Source organism: Streptomyces sp. NPDC048659 (assembly GCF_040650575.1).
In the GTDB taxonomy this organism is placed as follows: Bacteria; Actinomycetota; Actinomycetes; order Streptomycetales; family Streptomycetaceae; genus Streptomyces.
On the sequence record NZ_JBEZHM010000008.1, the window covers coordinates 25358 to 43903 of the forward strand.

The following is an 18546-nucleotide window of genomic DNA, read 5'->3' on the forward strand; positions in this document are numbered from 1 at the left end:
GGGGGAGCTGGGGGAGCTGGGGGAGCTGGGGGAGCTGGGGGAGCTGGGGGAGCTGGGGGAGCTGGGGGAGCTGGGGGAGCTGGGGGAGCTGGGGGGATGCAGCGAGTATTGATGCGGGAACGTTCCCGCACAAGACTTTGCGGGAACGGTTTTGCAGAGGTCAGGAAGGTGGCAGCATCGAATCGTGACCACTTCTGAACAGCCCGGAGGGCATGACGGGGACAGGCCCGGCGGACCCGTCCGGAGGCCGTCGGGACCGCCGGGACCCCGGGTCCGGCTCGTCGACGTGGCCCGTGAGGCCGGGCTCTCGAAGACGACCGTCTCCGCCGCGCTCAACGGCACCGGACGCCTCTCCCCCGCGGTGCGGGAGCGGGCCCGCGAGACCGCCCGGCGGATGGGCTACCGGCCCAACGCCACCGCCCGGCAGCTGCGCGCCGGGCGGGCCCGGCTGATCGGCTACGTCGTCGGGGAGTTCGCCGGCGCGCCCTGGACGTACCTGGACTCGCCGTACTTCGCCCAGCTGACGAGCGCCACCGCCGCGGCGGCCCTGCGGCACGGCTACGCGCTGGTGATGCTGCCCGCGGGGACGCTCCAGCGGGAGTGGGCCGACCTGCCCCTGGAGGCGGTGATCGTCGCCGACCCGGTCGAGGACGACCCCCTGGTGGAGGACTTCCTCGCCGCCCGGATCCCCGTCTTCAGCGACGCGTCGGTGGCGGACCGCCCCGGCGCGTACTGGGTCGACGTGGACACGGAGGCAGCGGTACGGGACTCCCTGGACCACCTGCGCGAGCGCGGGTCGCGGCGGACCGCGCTCGTCCTGCCCGACAGCACGACCCGCTTCCACCGCGAGGTCCACGCCGCCTACCGCGCCTGGTGCGCGCGGCACGGCGCCGAGGAACTGGTCACCCTGGTCCCGCTGCCCGGCAACGGACCGGTGGTCCGCGCCGTCGAGGAGGCCCTGGGCGCCGAGCCCCGGCCCGACGGGCTGTTCGTGGTGGCGGAGGCCAGCCCGCCGCTGGTCCTGGACGCCGCGCGGCGGCTCGGCCTCGCGGTGCCCGGGGAGCTGCGGGTGGTGTGCGTGAGCGAGGACGGCTCGGCCGCCCACGCGGACCCGCCGGTCACCACGCTGAGCCTGCGCCCGGCCGAGGTGGCGGAGGCCGGTGTCGGACTGCTCGTGTCGGCCCTGGAGGGCGGAGGCAGCACCCCCCCGGGCGTGCTGCTCTCCGCCCGGCTCAGGGTGCGGGCCTCGACCTGACGGCCGGGGTGGGGCGGGCGGGGCGGGCGGGGCGGGGCGCGGCGAGGCGGCCGACGTGACCGGGCGGGTGCTGCCGACGACGTCGGTCACGCCGGTCCCGCCAGTCGCACAGGCCGCACCAGCCACTCCGGCCGCTTCGGCCGCTTCGGCCACTCTGGTCGCACCGGCCACCCCGGTCGCACCGACCACGCCTGGCCGCGGGCGCACTCCCGCGTGCGGGCCCGCGCACGCGGTGCGCGGGGCGTCGGGAGCGGGCCTGGGCGGGTGCCCGGGTTCCGCTCGGCGTCCGTCCGGCGTGGTCGGCATTCCGTCCCCTCTCCCCTAGCGTCTCCCCTAGCCCGCGAAGACGCGGGTGCCGCCGACGAAGGTCTGTTCCACGCGCGCCTCGGCGATCTCCGCGGCCGGGGCCGTGAAGATGTCGCGGTCGAGGACGACGAGGTCGGCGAGGTGCCCGGCGCGCAGGCTGCCGGCCTCGTCGTGGCCGCCGACGTGGGCGGAGCCCGCCGTGTACGCGGCCAGCGCGGTCGCCAGGTCCAGGCGCTGCTCGGGCAGGAAGACCCGCCCGTCGGCGGCGCCCGGCTCGGCACGGTTGACGGCCACGTGCAGCCCGGCCAGCGGGTCGGGGCTGCTCACCGGCCAGTCGCTGCCCGCGACCAGGGTGGCGCCGGCCCGGACCAGGTCGCCGAACGGGTACTGCCAGGCGGCCCGTTCGGGGCCGAGGAACGGGATGGTCAGCTCGTCCATCTGCGGCTCGTGCGCGGCCCACAGCGGCTGGATGTTGGCGAGCGCGCCGAGCCGCGCGAAGCGGGCGATGTCGTCGGGGTGCACGACCTGGAGGTGGGCCAGGTGGTGCCGGTTGCCGCGCCGCCCGTTGGCCTCGACCGCCGCCTCGACCGCGTCCAGCGCCTCGCGGACGGCGCGGTCGCCGAGCGCGTGGAAGTGCACCTGGAAGTCGAGGGCGTCGAGCGCGGTCACATGGCCGCGCAGCGCCTCGGGGTCGACGAAGCTCAGCCCGCTGTTGGCCGTGGCGCAGCCGCACGCGTCGAGATAGGGGCTGGTCATGGCGGCGGTGAAGTTCTCGGCGACGCCGTCCTGCATGATCTTCACCGAGCCGGCCCGGAAGCGCCCGTGGTGCGAGACCGCCCGGCGCTCGACGAGTTCGGGGATCTGCTCGGCGCCGCGGGCCCGGTCCCACCACAGCGCGCCGCTGACCCGCGCGGTGAGGGTGCCGTCCTGAGCGGCCGTCAGATAGGCGTCGGCGGGGTCGGCCATCCCGTTGAAGGAGCCGAGCAGGGCGTCCTGCCAGCCGGTGATGCCGAGCGAGTGCAGCAGGTCCTGGGCGCGCAGCAGCCCGGCCAGCCGGTCGGCGGCGGTGGTCGGCGGCAGCAGCCGCTGGACCAGCGAGACCGCGCCCTCCTGGAGGACGCCGCTCGGGGTGCCGTCGGCCTCGCGCTCGATGCGCCCGTCGGCCGGGTCGGGGGTGCCGACGGTGATCCCGGCGAGCTCCAGGGCGCGGGAGTTGGCCCAGGCGCCGTGGTGGTCGCGGTTGACGAGGAGCACGGGCCGGTCGGCGACCACGCCGTCGAGCAGCCGCCGGGAGGGCAGTCCGCCCTCGAAGCTCTCCATGGACCAGCCGCCGCCGGTGATCCACGGGCGGTCGGGGTGCTCGGCGGCGTACGTGCCGATGATGCGCAGGTAGTCGTCGACGCCGGTGGTGCCGCTCAGGTCGCACTCGGCCATCTCCACGCCGCCGGAGACGGCGTGGATGTGGGCGTCCTGGAAGCCCGGGATCAGCAGCCGGCCCGCCAGGTCGACGACCTCGGTCCGCGGACCGATCAGGGCGCGGACCTCGTCGTGGCCGACGGCGATGATCCGCTCGCCGACGACGGCGAGGGAGGAGGCCCGGGTCCGGGCGGGATCGCCCGTGAAGACGGGGCCACCGGTGAAGACCAGGTCGGCCGTGCTCATGTACGTACTCCTGGAGGGTGAGGGGCCGGGGGCACTGCCGCCCGGGGCCCGCCGGACCGGTCCCGAGGGGGCCGGTGCGAGGGGCGTCATGCAACCGTCGCGGTGGTTTACACGTCAAGGGTGTTGTCATAAGGTCCGGCGGCATGGCCGAACGAGTGGTGCCGGAGAACCGGCGACAGCGCAGGCGCCCCACCAAGCAGGGCACCGTCCTTTCCGAGCGGGTCATCGTCGAGACGGCGCTGCGGCTGGTGGCCCAGCACGGCGCGGAGGCGCTCTCGGTGCGGCGGCTCGGGGCCGCGCTCGGCTCCGATCCCAGCGCGATCTACCGCTACTTCCGCAACACCGACGACCTGTTGCTGGCCCTCGCCGACGAGCTGATCGGGGTGGCCCAGCGGACCTGGCGGGCCACCGGGGACTGGCGGGCCGACCTGCGGGACATCGCGCTGCGCATCCACGCGGCCTATCTGGCGAACCCGCAGGCGGCGGCGCTGGCCGCGCACCGCACGACGGGCCGCGAGAACGAGACCCGGGCGGTGGAGGCGATCCTCTCGGTGCTGCGCGGGGCGGGCTTCCCGGACGCGGAGGCGGTGCGGATCTACCACGCGTTCGTGGACCAGGCGCTCGCCTTCGCGGCGCTGGACGCGGCGACGTTCGCGCTGCCGGAGCCGGCCCGGGCGGCCGACGAGCAGGTCTGGCACGAGGCGTACGGGAAGCTCTCGGCGACCACCCACCCGCATGTGGCGGCGACCTTCCCGCTGCTCGCGGCGGACATGCGGGACAGCGGGCACCCGTTCGCGCTGGAGCTGATGCTGGACGCGGTGGGGGCGCGCCTGGAGGCGCACCGGCGGCGCGGGTGACGGCGCCGGGGCGTCCGTCTCCCCGGTCGCCGCCTTACGACAACACCCTTGACGCAAAATCGCCTGGCCGGTTCTCATGGCGGCACTTCGGAGGCCCGTACCTCCGCGATCCGAAGGAGCCCCGCCCCATGGACCCCGTGCACGCGCTGCGCGACGCCTCGCCCACCCCCTTCTGGCTGGACACCCCGGACCGCCCGGAGGTCTCCCCCGCCCTCGTCGGCCCCACCGACTGCGATCTGCTGGTGGTCGGCGGCGGCTACACCGGGCTGTGGACGGCGCTCATCGCCAAGGAACGCGACCCCTCCGCCGACGTGGTCGTGATCGAGGCGGACCAGGCGGGCGGCGCCGCCTCCGGCCGCAACGGCGGCTTCTGCGAATCGAGCCTCACCCACGGCCTGGGCAACGGTCTGGCGCGCTGGCCGCACGAGATCGGGCGGCTGGAGCGGCTCGGCCGGGAGAACCTCCGGGCCATGGAGGACGCCCTCACCCGCTACGGCATCGACTGCGCCTGGGAGCGCACCGGTTCGCTCGTCGTGGCCACCGAGCCGTACCAGCTCGCCGGGCTCGCCGAGGAGGCCGAGACGGCCGCGCGGTACGGGGCGGAGGTCAGGCTGCTCGACGAGGCCGGGGTCCGCGCGGAGATCGACTCCCCCGCCTTCCTCGGCGGGCTCTGGAACACCTCCGACACCGCCATGGTCGACCCGGCCCGGCTGGCCTGGGGCCTGAAGCGGGCCTGCCAGGAGCTAGACGTCCGCGTCTACGAGCACACCCCCGGCACCGGGCTCGCCGAGGACGGCGCCCGGGTCGCCGTCACCACCCCGTACGGCCGGGTGCGCGCCCGGCGGGTCGCGCTCGCCACCAACGCCTATCCCTCGCTGCTGCGCCGGCACCGCCCTTACACCGTCCCGGTCTACGACTACGCCCTGATGACCGAGCCGCTGACGGAGGCCCAACTGGCCTCCGTGGGCTGGCGGAACCGGCAGGGCTGGGCCGACTGCGCCAACAGCTTCCACTATGTGCGGCTCTCCGCCGACAACCGGATCCTGTGGGGTGGTTACGACGCCGTGCACCGCCGGGCCGTGCGCGCCGAGCACGACCGGCGGCCCGCCTCCTTCGCCACCCTGGCCCGGCACTTCGCCGCGACGTTCCCGCAGCTCGCCGGGGTGCGCTTCAGCCACGCCTGGGGCGGCGCCATCGACACCAGCACGCGCTTCTGCGTCTTCTTCGACACCAGCCACCGCGGCAAGGTCGCCTACGCGGCGGGCTATACGGGGCTGGGGGTCGGCGCCACCCGCTTCGGCGCCGAGGTGATGCTGGACCTGCTGGCGGGCGAGCGCACCGAGCGCACCGCCCTGGACCTGGTGCGGCGCAAGCCGCTGCCGTTCCCGCCGGAGCCGGCGCGCTCGCTGGGCATCGGGATCACCCAGTGGTCGATGGCCCGCGCCGACGCGCACGAGGGCCGCCGCAACCTGTGGCTGCGGGCCCTGGACCGGGCAGGACTCGGCTTCGGCTCCTGACCGGCGCGCGGCTGAGGGGGCCAGGAGCCCAGGAGCCCAGGAGCTCATCGGGGCAGGGGGTCAGGAGGGCAGCGGGCTCAGGGAGTCAGCGAGCTCAGGGAGTCAGAGGCGGTACGGCCTCGCGGGCCAGCCCGTGGGCCAGTTCGGCCCACCAGGCGCCGGCGGGCGGGTCGACGGTCCCGTACACGGGGTCGGCCGGGCCGCCGGTGCCCCGGGTGCAGCTCCCGTCGGACTCGCCGACCGTCTTCACGTACAGGTACGCGTCGGCGAGCGGGACCCCGGTGTCGGCCGTGGGGCGGGGGCCGAGGCCCCGGCCGGGCGGGTTGCACCAGGTCTCCGGGTCGGGGTAGGCCCCGGCGGGCGGGGTCCAGGGGCCGCGGCCGTTGCGGCTGGTGTCCACGACGAAGTGGAGCAGCTCGGCGGCGGGCGCGCCGCCGGTGGTCTGGGCGTACCAGGTGTCGGTCCAGTGCCAGGTGGCCGGGTCGGCGGCCGAGACCGCGTTGCCGGGGGTGCCGTCGTTGGGGGCGGCGGGCGAGTAGTACTGGCTCGCGCACCAGTCGGTGTGGCCGCGCGCCCAGTCGGGGCCGCGGGTGGCGAACCAGACGCAGCGGGAGATCCAGCCGCCGTAGCGGGTGAGCTGGTCGGTGGGCTGGAAGTTGGAGACGTTCAGCGAGAAGCCGTCGGCCTTGGCCACGCCCGCGCTCACCAGTCGTCCCGCGATGTCGCCGACGGACTTCCACTGGCTGTTGCCCGCGTCCAGGTAAACGGCGGTGGCGGTGCTCCGCTTGAGGACGGTGACGGCGAAGTCCAGGTCGGCGAGGCGGGCGGCGGACAGCGCGCCGGTCGGGTCGGTGTTCCCCGCGCAGTCGCTGGGCAGCGCGGCCAGCCCGTCGGGCTCCAGGACCACGAGCGCGGGACCGGCGCCGATGCCCTCGGCGAGGGCGCCGATCCAGGCGCGGTAGGCGGCCGAGTCGGCGGCGCCGCCGCCGGAGTAGTGGCCGCAGTCGCGGCCGGGGACGTTGTACGCGACGAGGACCGGGAGCTGGTGCGCGGCGCGCGCCCGCGCGATCAGGGCGCTCGCTCCGGCGCGCGTGCTCTCCGGGGTGCCGCCGGTGAACCAGGCGGCCTGGGGCAGCGCGGCGAGCCGGCGCATGCGGTCCGCGTCCGCCGCGTTCCCGGCCGCCGCGTCGGCGACGGCCTGGCGGGCGGCGCCGCTGTCGGGGTCGACGTAGAAACGGGTGGCGGCGGTGAGCGGCCCGCCGGGCGCCTCGGCCGACGCCGCGGGGGCGAGGCCGGTCCAGGCGGCGCAGACGGCGAGCACCGCCGCGAGGACGGCGGTGCGCCGCCCGGACTTCCGGAACATCATGCGGACCCTTCCGTGGTGCGGTCACCGGCAGCCTAGGGCCTGTCGTCACACTCCCGTCTGCCTCGCGACGCCATGCACGCGCTCTCGGCGCACCGGGCACAAGCCCGAGTACTCCAAGTACGAGGGCGTGCGCCCGGCACGCCGAGAGCACGCGCCTGACGCCGCGGGGCCGCCCTCCGGGCGACGACGGGAGTGTGACGACAGGCCCTAGGCGGCCGATGATCACCGAGGGGCCCGAACGCTCCGATCGGGCGGTCAGCCGTCCTGGCGGCTGCTCTCGTCCCGGAGCCAGGTGTCGAAGTCGCGCGCCTTGACGGCCTTGCGCGCGCCCCTGCGCGCCGCGAGCGCGGCGGAGAGGAAGACGAGGACGGCGGGCAGCAGGGCGGGCTCGGCCCGGAGCATGGCCCGCAGGTCGGAGACGCCGGTACGGGCCGAGGGCGGCGCGGCGCGCTCGGCCTCCGCCGACGTCCGCTGGTGCTCCTCCAGTTGGGCGGTGGAGGTGGCGGCCCTGACCCGGCGGCGGATCAGGTCCCGCCAGGTGCGCGGCGGCCGGACGACCACGCGGGCGGTCCGGACCACCCCGCGCTCGGCGGGCCCGAAGGCGAGCGAGGCGGCGAGGTCGTCGGCCATCAGCGGCGGCAGCGCGGCGATCCGGGCGTGCCCCTCGCCGGACATGGCGATGACGCCGCGCCCGAACAGCCCCTCGCGGACGGCGGGCAGCCGCTGCCAGACCCGGTAGTACGCGCGCACCCGCCAGGAACAGCCGGCCATCGGCAACTCCCGCTCGGGCGCCGTCGCGAGCACGCCGCCGGGCCCGTCGAGCGCGGCGGCCAGGGCCCGCACGTCCCCGGCGCCGAGCACCACGTCGGCGTCCACGTAGATCCGGGGGAAGCCGCGGGCGTACTCGTCGCCGAGGCGCAGGGCCTCGTGCTTGGACGGCACGGGCGTCTCGACGACCCGGACCCCCGGACCGTGGCCCGCGGCGACGCGGGCGGTGTCGTCCGTACAGCCGTTGCACACCACGACGATGTCGAACTCGTCACTCCGGGCACCGTCCAGGAGGGCGTCCAGGAGCCGGCCGAGGGTGCGTTCCTCGTTGTGGGCGGGGATCACGATGCTGGGCACGGGGACAGTATGACCAAGACGGCCCGCCCGCACGGTTCCTTCACACATTTTCCCGGCACGGCCATGACCTGGGCCGATGGGCCGGCCCCGTCCCGGTCGCCGGGTCCGCCGCGGCACCGCCGCACCGGAGGCCGCCCCTCCGCGCCCACCGGGACGCGTACGGACCTGAACCGATGCGTCCCACTCTTACAGTTCCTTCAACTATCGGTAGGAGTTTCACACAACTCCTGGATGGCCTGCCCCAGTTGGTCTAGATTGAGCGCTGCCGGATCCGCTGGGGCACGAACACGACTCGTCCCGGGCGGATTCTGCGTCCTGTGCGGGCTCGGTGGTGGCTGGGGAGGCTCACCGTCGGTTCGCAGCGTTCAGTCAGGCGGAAGAGCCGCGCATCCTCGTCGCACCACCGCTGCCTTTCCCCTGCCCGCGAGCCGCTCTCGCAGGCGTCCCCGGGGGAAACGGCGCGCGTGGATCGGCGGGTTGCGCGGGAAGCGCCCTTGGGGGGAATGGATGACCGTCCTGCCGGTCACGCATGAGCGGCATCGAGTCGAATCCACACACTTCGATGTCCACCGCCTGTGGTGGCGGAGGAGACACCAGACCATATTGCTGGCCACGGACGCCGCCGCGGCCGTCGTCGCCGCGCTCAGCGTCCTCGGCGCGGTGGGCCACTGGACCGTGGTCCTCGGCCTGCCGCCGGCCTGGGCCGCCCTGATGTACGCCCACCGGGCCTACGAGCGCGCCGTGTTCGGCTCCGGCGGAGAGGTCTACCGCCGGGTGCTGCGCGGTGCCCTGGTGCTGCCGGCGCTCGCCGCGGTGGTCGGCTGGGGCGTGGTGGGCGACCTCGACCTGTTGCACGAGATGATCCTGGCGGCCCCGACCGTGGCCGCCCTCAGCCTGGCGGCCCGCTTCCTGCTCCGGCGCTGGCTGCGCCGGAACTGGGCGCAGGGCCGCAACCGCACCACGGCGATCCTCGTCGGCCCCTCGGCCGGCGTCGCCGAGCTGCTCTCGGCGCTGTGGAACGGCGGCCCGGAGCGCTCGCCGTCCCGGGTCGGCCTCCAGGGCATGGACATCGCCGGCGTCTGCCTCACCGACCCCGGCAACGCCCGGGGCCGCGCCCCGCTCGACAAGCTGGGCGTGCCGGTGCTCGGCGGCGTCGACGAAGTCCCCGGCGCGATACGCGGGTTCGGCGGCTCGACCACCGTCGTCGTGCTGCCGTCGCCGGAGATCGACGCGACCCTGCTGCGCGCTCTGTCCTGGAGCACCGCCGCCGCCGGCGGCGACTTCCTGCTGGCGCCCGCCTTCGGCGACGTGGCCGCCTCCCGCCTGGCCGTACGGCCGGTCGGCGGGGTCCCGCTGATCCACCTGCGGGCCCCGAAGCTGTCCCGCTGGGCCCGGCTCCCCAAGGAGCTCGCCGAGCGGCTGGTCGCCGCGGCGCTGCTGCTGGTGCTCGCCCCGCTGATGTGCGTGGTGGCCCTGGCCGTCCGCCTCGGCAGCCGCGGCCCGGCGCTGTTCCGGCAGGTCCGGGTGGGCCTGCACGGCAAGCAGTTCACCATGTTCAAGTTCCGCACGATGCGGCCGGACGCGGAGGCCGTCAGGGACGAGCTGGCGCACGCCAACCACAACAGCGACGGCCTGCTCTTCAAGGTCCGCGACGACCCCCGGGTCACCCGGGTCGGGGCCACCCTGCGGCGCTACTCGATCGACGAGCTGCCCCAGCTCCTGAACGTGCTGAACGGGCGCATGTCGCTGATCGGGCCGCGTCCGCCGCTGCCCGAGGAAGTCGCCGGCTACAGCCACGAGGTCCGGCGCCGGCTGCTCGTGAAACCGGGCCTCACCGGCCTGTGGCAGGTCAGCGGTCGCTCCGACCTGCCCTGGGACGAAGCCGTACGCCTCGACCTGGCGTACGTGGACAACTGGTCGCTCGGCCTGGACGCGCTGATCCTGCTGCGCACCGGCCCGGCCGTCCTGCGCGGGACGGGGGCCTACTGACGATGAAGGGAACACACGTGAGCGACGCGAACGACTCCGGGCGGCCGGACGAGCGCCTGGGGGTCGCCGTCATAGGCGCCGGCTACTGGGGTCCGAACCTGGTGCGCAACTTCCAGGCCAGCGACCGGTTCCGGCTGCGCTGGCTCTGCGACCTCGACGTCACGCGCGCCCAGCGGGTGCTCGGCGGGTACTCCACCGTCCAGGCCACCGACGACTACGCGGCGGTGCTCGCCGACCCGGAGGTGCGCGCGGTCGCCGTCGCCACCCCGGCCGGCACCCACCTGGACGTGGCGCTCGCGGCGCTGCGCGCGGGCAAGCACGTCCTGGTCGAGAAGCCGCTGGCCACCACCTACGCCGACGGGGCGCGGCTGGTCGCGGAGGCCGAGGAGCGCGGCCTGACCCTGATGTGCGACCACACCTACTGCTACACCCCGGCCGTGGCGAAGATCCGCGAGCTGGTGCGCGAGGGCGCGCTGGGCGAGATCCACTACGTGGACTCGGTGCGGATCAACCTGGGCCTGGTCCAGAAGGACATCGACGTGCTGTGGGACCTGGCCCCGCACGACCTGTCGATCCTGGACTTCATCCTGCCCGAGCACGTGGCGCCGGTCGCGGTCGCCGCGCACGGCGCCGACCCGATCGGGGCGGGCCAGGACTGCATCACGTATCTGACGCTCCAGCTGAACACGGGCGCCATCGCGCACGTGCACGTGAACTGGCTGTCCCCGACCAAGGTGCGCACCACCATGGTCGGCGGCTCCAAGCGCACCCTGGTCTGGGACGACCTCAACCCGGCCCAGCGGGTGGCCCTGTTCGACCGTGGTGTCGACCTGGCCACGCCCCAGGAGCTGGGCGCGGACGAGCGTCGCGAGGCCCTCATCTCGTACCGCAGCGGCGACATGGTCGCCCCGGCGATCGGCGAGAAGGAGGCGCTGCGCAGCATGGTCGACGAGTTCGCGGCGGCGATCGCCGAGGGGCGGCCGGCGCTGACCGACGGGCGGGCCGGGCTGCGGGTGCTGGACATCCTGGAGGCGGCCTCGCGGAGCCTGCAGTTCCGCGGCGCGGTGGTCGGGCTGCGGACCGGGTCCGAGCGGGCCCTCAAGAACGGTGACGAAGTGCGGGGAGAACGGCGTTGAGCGATATCGCGGGCAAGCGGGTCCTGGTCACCGGCGGTGCCGGCACCATCGGCTCCCATGTGACGGACCTCCTCGTGGAGGGGGGTGCGAGCCAGGTCGTCGTGCTCGACAACTTCGTGCGCGGCCGGCGGGCCAACCTCGCCAAGGCCCTGGCGAGCGGCCGGGTCGAGCTCGTCGAGGGCGACATCCGGGACGCGGCGACCGTGCACCGGGTGACCGAGGGCGCCGATCTCGTCTACCACCTGGCGGCGATCCGCATCACGCAGTGCGCGGAGGAGCCCCGGCTGGCCAACGAGGTCATGGTGAACGGCACGTTCAACGTGCTGGAGGCCGCCGCGGCGGCCGGGGTGGGCAAGGTCATCGCCTCCTCCTCGGCCTCGGTCTACGGCCTGGCCGAGTCCTTCCCGACCACCGAGCGCCACCACCCGTACAACAACGACACCTTCTACGGCGCCGCCAAGGCGTTCAACGAGGGGATGCTGCGCAGCTTCCACGCCATGTACGGCCTGGACTACGTGGCGCTGCGCTACTTCAACGTGTACGGGCCCCGGATGGACATCCACGGCCTGTACACGGAGGTCCTGATCCGCTGGATGGAGCGGATCGAGGCGGGCGAGCCGCCGCTGATCCTCGGCGACGGCACCCAGACGATGGACTTCGTCGACGTCCGGGACATCGCCCGCGCCAACATCCTGGCGGCCCGCGACGGGCTGACCGACGAGGTGTTCAACGTGGCGAGCGCCACCGAGACCTCGCTGCGGGAGCTGGCCGACGGGCTCCTTGAGGTGATGGGTTCGGACCTGGAGCCGGTGCACGGCCCGGCCCGCGCGGTCAACGGGGTGACCCGGCGGCTCGCGGACACCACGCGCGCCGAGGAGCGGCTCGGCTTCAAGGCCGAGATCGACCTGCGGACCGGCCTGAAGGACCTGGTCGACTGGTGGCGGGCCGAGAAGGGCGCCACCGGGACGGACGCCGACGTCGCCGCCGCGGAGGCTCCCGTGCGGATCCCCGTCATGGTGCCGTGGCTCGGCGAGGAGGAGGCCAAGGCGGCCTCCGACACCGTGCTGTCCGGCTGGGTCGCGCAGGGCCCGAAGGTCGCCGCGTTCGAGCGGGCCTTCGCGGAGCGGGTCGGCGCCGCGCACGGCGTCGCCGTCAGTTCCTGCACCACCGCCCTGCACCTGGCGCTGGTCGCGCTGGACCTCGGCCCCGGCGACGAGGTCGTGGTCCCCTCGCTGTCCTTCATCGCCACCGCCAACGCCGTACGGTACGTGGGCGCCGAACCGGTCTTCGCGGACGTGGACCTCGCCACCGGCAACCTGACCGCCGCCACCGTGGACGCCGTCCGCACCCCCCGTACCAAGGCCGTCCTCCTGGTCCACCAGGGCGGCGTGCCCGCCGACGTGTCCGCGCTGCGGGCGGCCTGCGAGGGCTGGGGGCTGCCGCTGGTCGAGGACGCGGCCTGCGCGATCGGCTCCACCGTCGACGGCGGCTCCGTCGGGCGCGGCGCGCTGCTCGCCGCCTGGTCCTTCCACCCGCGCAAGCTGCTCACCACCGGCGAGGGCGGCATGGTCACCACCGACGACGCCGACTGGGCGGCGCGGCTGCGGCGGCTGCGCGAGCACGGCATGAACGTGTCGGCGGCCGAGCGGCACGCGAGCGGCAAGCCCGTCCTGGAGAGCTATCTGGAGACCGGGTTCAACTACCGGATGACCGACATCCAGGCGGCGGTCGGCCTGGTCCAGCTCGGCAGGCTGGACGCGCTGGTGGCCCGCCGCCGGGAGCTCGCCGCCCGCTACGGGGCGCTGCTGCGCGAGGTGCCCGGCCTGACGCCGGTGACCGACCCGGCGCACGGCGCGTCCAACTTCCAGTCGTACTGGGTGCTGCTCGCCGAGGACTTCCCGGTCGGCCGGGACGCGCTGCTGGCCCGGCTCGCCGAGGCCGGGGTGTCCGCCCGCCGCGGCATCATGGCCAGCCACCTGGAGCCGGCCTACGCGGGGCACCCCGCCGGGCCGCTGCCGGCCACCGAGCGGATCGCCCGCGACTCGCTGATCCTGCCGCTGTTCCACACCCTGACCGAGGAGCAGCAGGACCACGTGGTCGCCGTGCTCGCGGAAGCGGCGGCGCGTCCGTGACCCGGCTCGTCCTCATCGGCGCCGGCGGCTTCGCGCGGGAGACCGCGCAGGCCGCCCGGGCCGCGGGCCTGCCGCTGGCGGGGCACCTCGACGACGATCCGGCGCTGCACGGCGTCGAGGTCGACGGGGTGCCCGTGCTCGGCGGCAGCGCCCTCGTCCACGAGCTGCCGGACGCGTCCTTCGTGGTCTGCGTCGGCAGCCCGCGCGACTACGCCTCCCGCGCCCGGGTGGTGGAGCGCCTCGGCCTGCCCGAGGAGCGCTACGCCACCGTGGTGCACCCGGCCGCGGTGGTCTCGGCGACCTCGGTCCTCGGCCCCGGCACCGTCCTCCTCGCCCACACGGTCCTGACGGCCGCGGTGCGGGTGGGGCGGCACGTGGCGGTGATGCCGCACACCGTGCTCACCCACGACGACGAGGTGGCCGACTTCGCCACCCTCGCCTCCGGGGTGCGCCTGGGCGGCACCGTCCGGGTCGGCCGGGGCGCCTACCTCGGCGCGGGCGCGCTGGTCCGCGAGGGCACCGCGATCGGCGCCTGGTCGCTGGTCGGCATGGGCAGCACGGTCCTGGCCGACGTCCCGGCGGGCGAGGTGTGGGCCGGTTCGCCGGCCCGGCGGCTGCGCGCCGCCGCGCCCCCGGCCCTGGCACAGCTCACGGCGGACGGCTCCGGCCCCGCCGCCGAACCCGTCCCCGCACGAGGAGAGAACGGCACATGAACCAGATCCCCCTGGTCGACCTGAAGGCGGCGCACGCCGAGGTCGCCGAGGAGATACGCGCCGGCTTCGACCGGGTCCTGGCCGGCACCGCCTTCATCGGCGGCGAGGAGGTCCGGGAGTTCGAGCGGGAGTACGCCGCGTTCGGCGGTGTCGGGCACGTCGTCGGCGTCGCCAACGGCACCGACGCCCTGGAGCTGGCGCTGCGCGCGAGCGGCGTCGGGGCCGGGGACGAGGTGGTCCTGCCCGCGAACACGTTCATCGCCACGGCGGGCGCGGTCGCGCGCGCCGGGGCCCGGCCGGTCCTGGTGGACTGCGAGCCGGAGACGCTGCTGATCGACCCCGAGGCGGCCGTGGCCGCCGTCGGTCCCGGCACCCGGGCCGTGGTGCCGGTGCATCTCTACGGGCAGAGCGCGGACGTGGCGGCGCTGGCCGCCGCGCTGCCCGAGCGCGTGCGGATCGTCGAGGACGCCGCCCAGAGCCAGGGCGCCAGCCGGGACGGGCGCACGCCGGGCAGCGGGGGCATCGCCGCCACCAGCTTCTACCCGGGCAAGAACCTCGGCGCGTACGGCGACGCGGGCGCGGTGCTGACCGACGACCCGGAGGCGGCGGCCCTGGTCCGGGCGATCGCCAACCACGGCGGCGTCGAGAAGTACCGGCACGACGTGCCCGGCTTCAACAGCCGGCTCGACGGCCTCCAGGCCGTGGTGCTCCGGGCCAAGCTGCGCCGCCTCGCGGCGGGCAACGCGGCCCGGCGGGCGGCGGCGGCCCGCTACGACGAGCTGCTGGCCCCGCTCGCCGGGGCCGGGCGGCTGCTGCTCCCGGCCACCGCCGAGGGCAACGAGCACGTCTGGCACCTGTACGTGGTGCGGGTGCCGGGCGCCGACCGGGACGCCGTGGTGGGCAAGCTGAACGCGAGCGGCATCGGCGCCGGGGTGCACTACCCGGACCCGGTGCACCTGACACCCGCCTACGCGCACCTCGGTTACGACCGCGGGGACTTCCCGCACGCCGAGCGGGCCGCCGGAGAGATCCTCTCCCTCCCGCTCTTCCCGCAGATCTCCGCCGACCAGCAGCAGCAGGTGGCGGACGCACTGGTGAACGCCCTCGACTAGGCCCGGTCCGACGGGATCCGTCGGACCGGCCCCAGGGCCCGCTCCCCCTCCCCGGCCGGAAGGCCAGGACTGTACTGCCCGTGAAAGGTACAGCGATGCAAAACCGATACCGCCGGGCCAGAGGCGCTCTGTTCGCCCTGGCCGCGGCGCTGACAGCGATATTCTTGCCGCCGGTCGGAGAGGCGAGCGCGCTCGCCGATCCATGCGGAACGGGCAGCAATCCCATCACCTGCGAGAACGCCAAGCCGGGCACGCCGATGTCCGACTGGTTCGCGGGCAGTTCCTGGGGCGACATCGCGGGATTCCCGACCAAGATGAGCCTCCAGGCCGGGGAGACCCTCCAGTTCAAGGTCCAGTCCCCGTCCTCGTACCGGGTCAAGATCTACCGGCTGGGCTGGTACGGGGGTGACGGCGCGCGCCAGATCTCCACCCAGGCGCAGGCCGACCAGCTCTACCCGGCCACCTATCTGACCCAGCGCCCGGCGTGCCTGAAGGACGCGCCGACGGGCCTGATGGACTGCGGCAACTGGCCCGCCACGGCGAGCTGGACGGTGCCCGCCGACGCGGTGTCCGGGCTGTACGTGGCCAACTTCGACCAGGCCGACGGCAACGGGCTGATGCCCTACCCGTTCGTGGTCCGCAACGACGCCAGCCGCTCCGAGATCCTCGTGCAGACCTCGGACCAGACCTGGCAGGCGTACAACGACTGGGGCGGCACCAACCTCTACGACGGGCAGGGCCCGGCGCCCGACGGGCGGGCGTACAAAGTCAGTTACAACCGTCCGATGGACATCGGCGGCGAGAACGGCATCTACGGCTCCGAGTTCGAGATGATCTCGTGGCTGGAGCGCAACGGCTACGACCTCAGCTACGTCTCGGGCCTGGACACGGCCACCCGGGGCGCCGCGCTCCTCGCGAACCACAAGATGTTCATGTCGCAGGGCCACGACGAGTACTGGACGCAGGAGCAGTTCACCAACGTCCTCAACGCGCGCAAGGCGGGCCAGCACCAGACGTACTTCTCGGGCAACGAGATCTTCTGGAAGACCCGCCTGGAGCCGAGCATCGACGGCAGCTCCACCGCCAACCGCACCCTGGTCTGCTACAAGGAGACCAAGCTCAAGTTCCCGACACCCAACGGCGTCCCGGACCCGAGCAACGTGTGGACGGGCACCTGGATGGACCCGGACAGCACCAAGGAGGGCGAGCCCTACCGGCCGCAGAACATCCTCACCGGCTCGCTGTTCCAGGTGAACGGCCCCCGCAACGACGCCATCACGGTCCCCGCCGCGTACGCGAAGATGCGGCTGTGGCGCAACACCTCGATCGCGGGCCTGACCGGCAACCAGGTCGCCACCTTCCCGCAGGGCACCCTCGGCTACGAGTGGGACTCCGACGTCGAGAACGCCTCCCGGCCGGCCGGCCAGATCCGGATGTCCTCCACCACGGTGGACGTCAACGACGGCAACTACCTGCTGGACTGGGGCAACTACTACGGGAACGGGACCGCCACCCACAGCCTGGTGGCCTTCCGCGACCAGACCTCCAACGCCCTGGTGTTCGGCACCGGGACCGTCCAGTGGTCCTGGGGCCTGACCAACGTGCCGACGGCCGACCCGAACGGCGGCGTGGTCACGGTGGACAAGCGGATGCAGCAGGCCACCGTGAACATCCTGGCCGACATGGGCATCCAGCCCAGGACCCGCCAGGACGACCTGGTCGCCGCCGAGGCGTCGAAGGACGTCACCGGCCCCACGGTCACCGTGTCCAGCCCGGCCGTCAACGCCTCCGTCCCGGCGCTGCGCCAGGTCACCGTCTCCGGCACCGCCGCCGACTCCGGCGGCGTGGTCGCCCGGGTGGAGGTGTCCACCGACGGCGGCACCACCTGGAAGGCGGCCGACGGCACCGGCACCTGGAGCTACAAGTGGACCCCCCTCACCGAGGGCCCGGTCCAGCTCAAGGTCCGCGCCGTCGACGACAGCGTCAACCTCGGCAACGTCACCACCGTCCCGCTGACCGTCACCCAGCAGCAGTGCCCGTGCACGGTCTGGCCGGCCACGGCCGCGCCGACCAAGGCGAACAGCGGCGACGGCAGCTCCGTCGAGCTCGGCGTGAAGGTCCGCAGCTCGGTCCCCGGCACCATCACCGGCGTCCGCTTCTACAAGTCGGCCGCCAACGTCGGCACCCACAAGGGCAGCCTGTGGTCCGCCTCCGGCCAGCTCCTGGCCACCGGCACCTTCACCAACGAGACCGCGTCCGGCTGGCAGGAGCTCAAGTTCGCCAACCCGGTCCCGGCCAAGGCCAACACCACGTACATCGCCTCGTACTTCGCCCCCAGCGGCGGCTACTCCTACGACGCGCACTACTTCACCGACAAGGGCTCCGGGCTCGCCCCGCTGACCGCGCTCCAGTCCGGCACCGACGGCGGCAACGGCGTCTACCGGTACGGGGCCGCCGGCGGCTTCCCGAACCAGCAGTCCGCGGGCAGCAACTACTGGGTGGACGCCATCCTGGAGACCGGCTCGGCCAGCACCGTGCCGCCCGTCGTCACCGCCCGCACCCCGGCCCCCGGGGCGACCGGCGTGTCCATCACGTCGCCGCTGACGGCCACCTTCAACCAGAGCGTCGACAGCGGCACCCTGGTGTTCAGCGTGCAGGGCCCCGGCGGCGCCGCCGTCCCGGGCCGGGCCACGCTGGACGGGGACGCCAAGACGGCCGCGTTCACGCTCAACAGCCAGCTCGCCCTGGGCACCACGTACACGGTCTCGGTCCAGGCCGCCGACCTGTGGGGCAACGCGATGACGGACCCGGTCACCTGGTCCTTCACCACCTCCTCGACCCCGCCGCCGGCCGCCTGCCCCTGCACCCTGTGGAGCGCGCAGACGGTCCCGTCGAAGACCGCGGAGACCAGCGACGCCAACTCCCTTGAGCTGGGCACCCGTTTCCAGTCCGCGCTGGGCGGCAAGGTCACCGGCATCACCTTCTACAAGGGGGCGACCAACACCGGCAGCCACACCGGCAGCCTGTGGGCCGCCGACGGCACCCTCCTCGCCACCGGCACCTTCACCGGCGAGACGGCCTCCGGCTGGCAGACGCTGACCTTCGCCACCCCGGTCGCCATCACGGCGAACACCGCCTACGTCGCCTCGTACCACGCGCCGAACGGCAACTACGCCTCCGACGCGGGCTTCTTCGGCGGCGCCCACCTCAACTACCCGCTGTCGGCACCCGCCGACGCGAGCGGAGCCGCCAACGGCCTCTACAAGTACGGGGCCACGACCGCCTTCCCGACCAACTCCTACAACTCGACCAACTACTGGGTCGGCCCGGTCTTCACGACCGGCTGAGCCACCGAAAAACCGGGGAACGCACCAAC

General features: G+C 74.3%; 12 protein-coding genes. 9 read left to right on the plus strand and 3 right to left on the minus strand.

The annotated features are described in order from the left end of the window. Positions 1 to 286 precede the first annotated feature (286 nt). Positions 287 to 1255, plus strand: a complete 969-nt coding sequence (locus AB0C99_RS08615) for a LacI family DNA-binding transcriptional regulator (protein ID WP_362471347.1) — start codon at positions 287 to 289, stop codon at positions 1253 to 1255. A 333-nt stretch (positions 1256 to 1588) separates the two neighbouring features. Here the strand turns inward: AB0C99_RS08615 and AB0C99_RS08620 are convergent, their stop codons facing one another. Beyond that, positions 1589 to 3223 (minus strand): amidohydrolase, encoded by a 1635-nt coding sequence (locus tag AB0C99_RS08620; protein ID WP_362471350.1) that lies wholly within the window; start codon positions 3221 to 3223, stop codon positions 1589 to 1591. Positions 3224 to 3366: 143 nt separating this feature from the next. Here AB0C99_RS08620 and AB0C99_RS08625 point away from each other — a divergent pair, with 143 nt between their 5' ends. Together AB0C99_RS08625 and AB0C99_RS08630 are read left to right on the plus strand one after the other, a co-directional pair. Continuing rightward, positions 3367 to 4080 (plus strand): TetR/AcrR family transcriptional regulator, encoded by a 714-nt coding sequence (locus AB0C99_RS08625; protein WP_362471353.1) that lies wholly within the window; start codon positions 3367 to 3369, stop codon positions 4078 to 4080. Between the two features lie 128 nt (positions 4081 to 4208). Continuing rightward, positions 4209 to 5597 carry an FAD-dependent oxidoreductase gene (locus AB0C99_RS08630; RefSeq protein ID WP_362471356.1) on the plus strand — a complete coding sequence of 463 codons (1389 nt, stop codon included), beginning with the start codon at positions 4209 to 4211 and terminating at the stop codon, positions 5595 to 5597. Positions 5598 to 5691: 94 nt separating this feature from the next. On the opposite strand, the gene AB0C99_RS08635 is transcribed toward AB0C99_RS08630, so the two are convergent. After that, a complete protein-coding gene (locus AB0C99_RS08635) occupies positions 5692 to 6963 on the minus strand; it encodes a glycoside hydrolase family 6 protein (protein WP_362471359.1) in 1272 nt (423 codons plus the stop codon). Positions 6964 to 7218: 255 nt separating this feature from the next. After that, complete coding sequence (locus tag AB0C99_RS08640; protein ID WP_362471362.1) at positions 7219 to 8088, minus strand: glycosyltransferase family A protein; 870 nt, start codon at positions 8086 to 8088, stop codon at positions 7219 to 7221. Positions 8089 to 8691: 603 nt separating this feature from the next. On the opposite strand from AB0C99_RS08640, the gene AB0C99_RS08645 reads away from it, so the two are divergent. The 6 genes from AB0C99_RS08645 to AB0C99_RS08670 all read left to right on the plus strand — a co-directional run bounded on the left by AB0C99_RS08645 (position 8692) and on the right by AB0C99_RS08670 (position 18517). Continuing rightward, a complete protein-coding gene (locus tag AB0C99_RS08645) occupies positions 8692 to 10077 on the plus strand; it encodes a sugar transferase (protein ID WP_362471364.1) in 1386 nt (461 codons plus the stop codon). Between the two features lie 17 nt (positions 10078 to 10094). Beyond that, entirely contained in the window at positions 10095 to 11213 is a 1119-nt protein-coding gene (locus AB0C99_RS08650; protein WP_362471367.1) for a Gfo/Idh/MocA family oxidoreductase, read from the plus strand. After that, on the plus strand, positions 11210 to 13345 hold the full coding sequence (locus AB0C99_RS08655; RefSeq protein WP_362471370.1) for an aminotransferase class I/II-fold pyridoxal phosphate-dependent enzyme: 2136 nt from the start codon (positions 11210 to 11212) through the stop codon (positions 13343 to 13345). The genes AB0C99_RS08650 and AB0C99_RS08655 overlap by 4 nt, the downstream gene beginning before the upstream one ends. Then, on the plus strand, positions 13342 to 14058 hold the full coding sequence (locus tag AB0C99_RS08660; protein WP_362471373.1) for an acetyltransferase: 717 nt from the start codon (positions 13342 to 13344) through the stop codon (positions 14056 to 14058). Before AB0C99_RS08655 ends, AB0C99_RS08660 begins: the two co-directional genes overlap by 4 nt. Further along, positions 14055 to 15170, plus strand: a complete 1116-nt coding sequence (locus tag AB0C99_RS08665; RefSeq protein WP_362471375.1) for a DegT/DnrJ/EryC1/StrS family aminotransferase — start codon at positions 14055 to 14057, stop codon at positions 15168 to 15170. Before AB0C99_RS08660 ends, AB0C99_RS08665 begins: the two co-directional genes overlap by 4 nt. A 164-nt stretch (positions 15171 to 15334) precedes the next feature. Next, on the plus strand, positions 15335 to 18517 hold the full coding sequence (locus AB0C99_RS08670; protein WP_362471377.1) for a DUF4082 domain-containing protein: 3183 nt from the start codon (positions 15335 to 15337) through the stop codon (positions 18515 to 18517). Positions 18518 to 18546: the final 29 nt, after the last annotated feature.

Coding starts and splice junctions, on each gene's coding strand:
- AB0C99_RS08620 (WP_362471350.1), bottom strand. CDS start 3,223: ATGAGCACGGCCGACCTGGTCTTCACCGGTGGCCCCGTCTTCACGGGC.
- AB0C99_RS08625 (WP_362471353.1), top strand. CDS start 3,367: ATGGCCGAACGAGTGGTGCCGGAGAACCGGCGACAGCGCAGGCGCCCC.
- AB0C99_RS08630 (WP_362471356.1), top strand. CDS start 4,209: ATGGACCCCGTGCACGCGCTGCGCGACGCCTCGCCCACCCCCTTCTGG.
- AB0C99_RS08635 (WP_362471359.1), bottom strand. CDS start 6,963: ATGATGTTCCGGAAGTCCGGGCGGCGCACCGCCGTCCTCGCGGCGGTG.
- AB0C99_RS08665 (WP_362471375.1), top strand. CDS start 14,055: ATGAACCAGATCCCCCTGGTCGACCTGAAGGCGGCGCACGCCGAGGTC.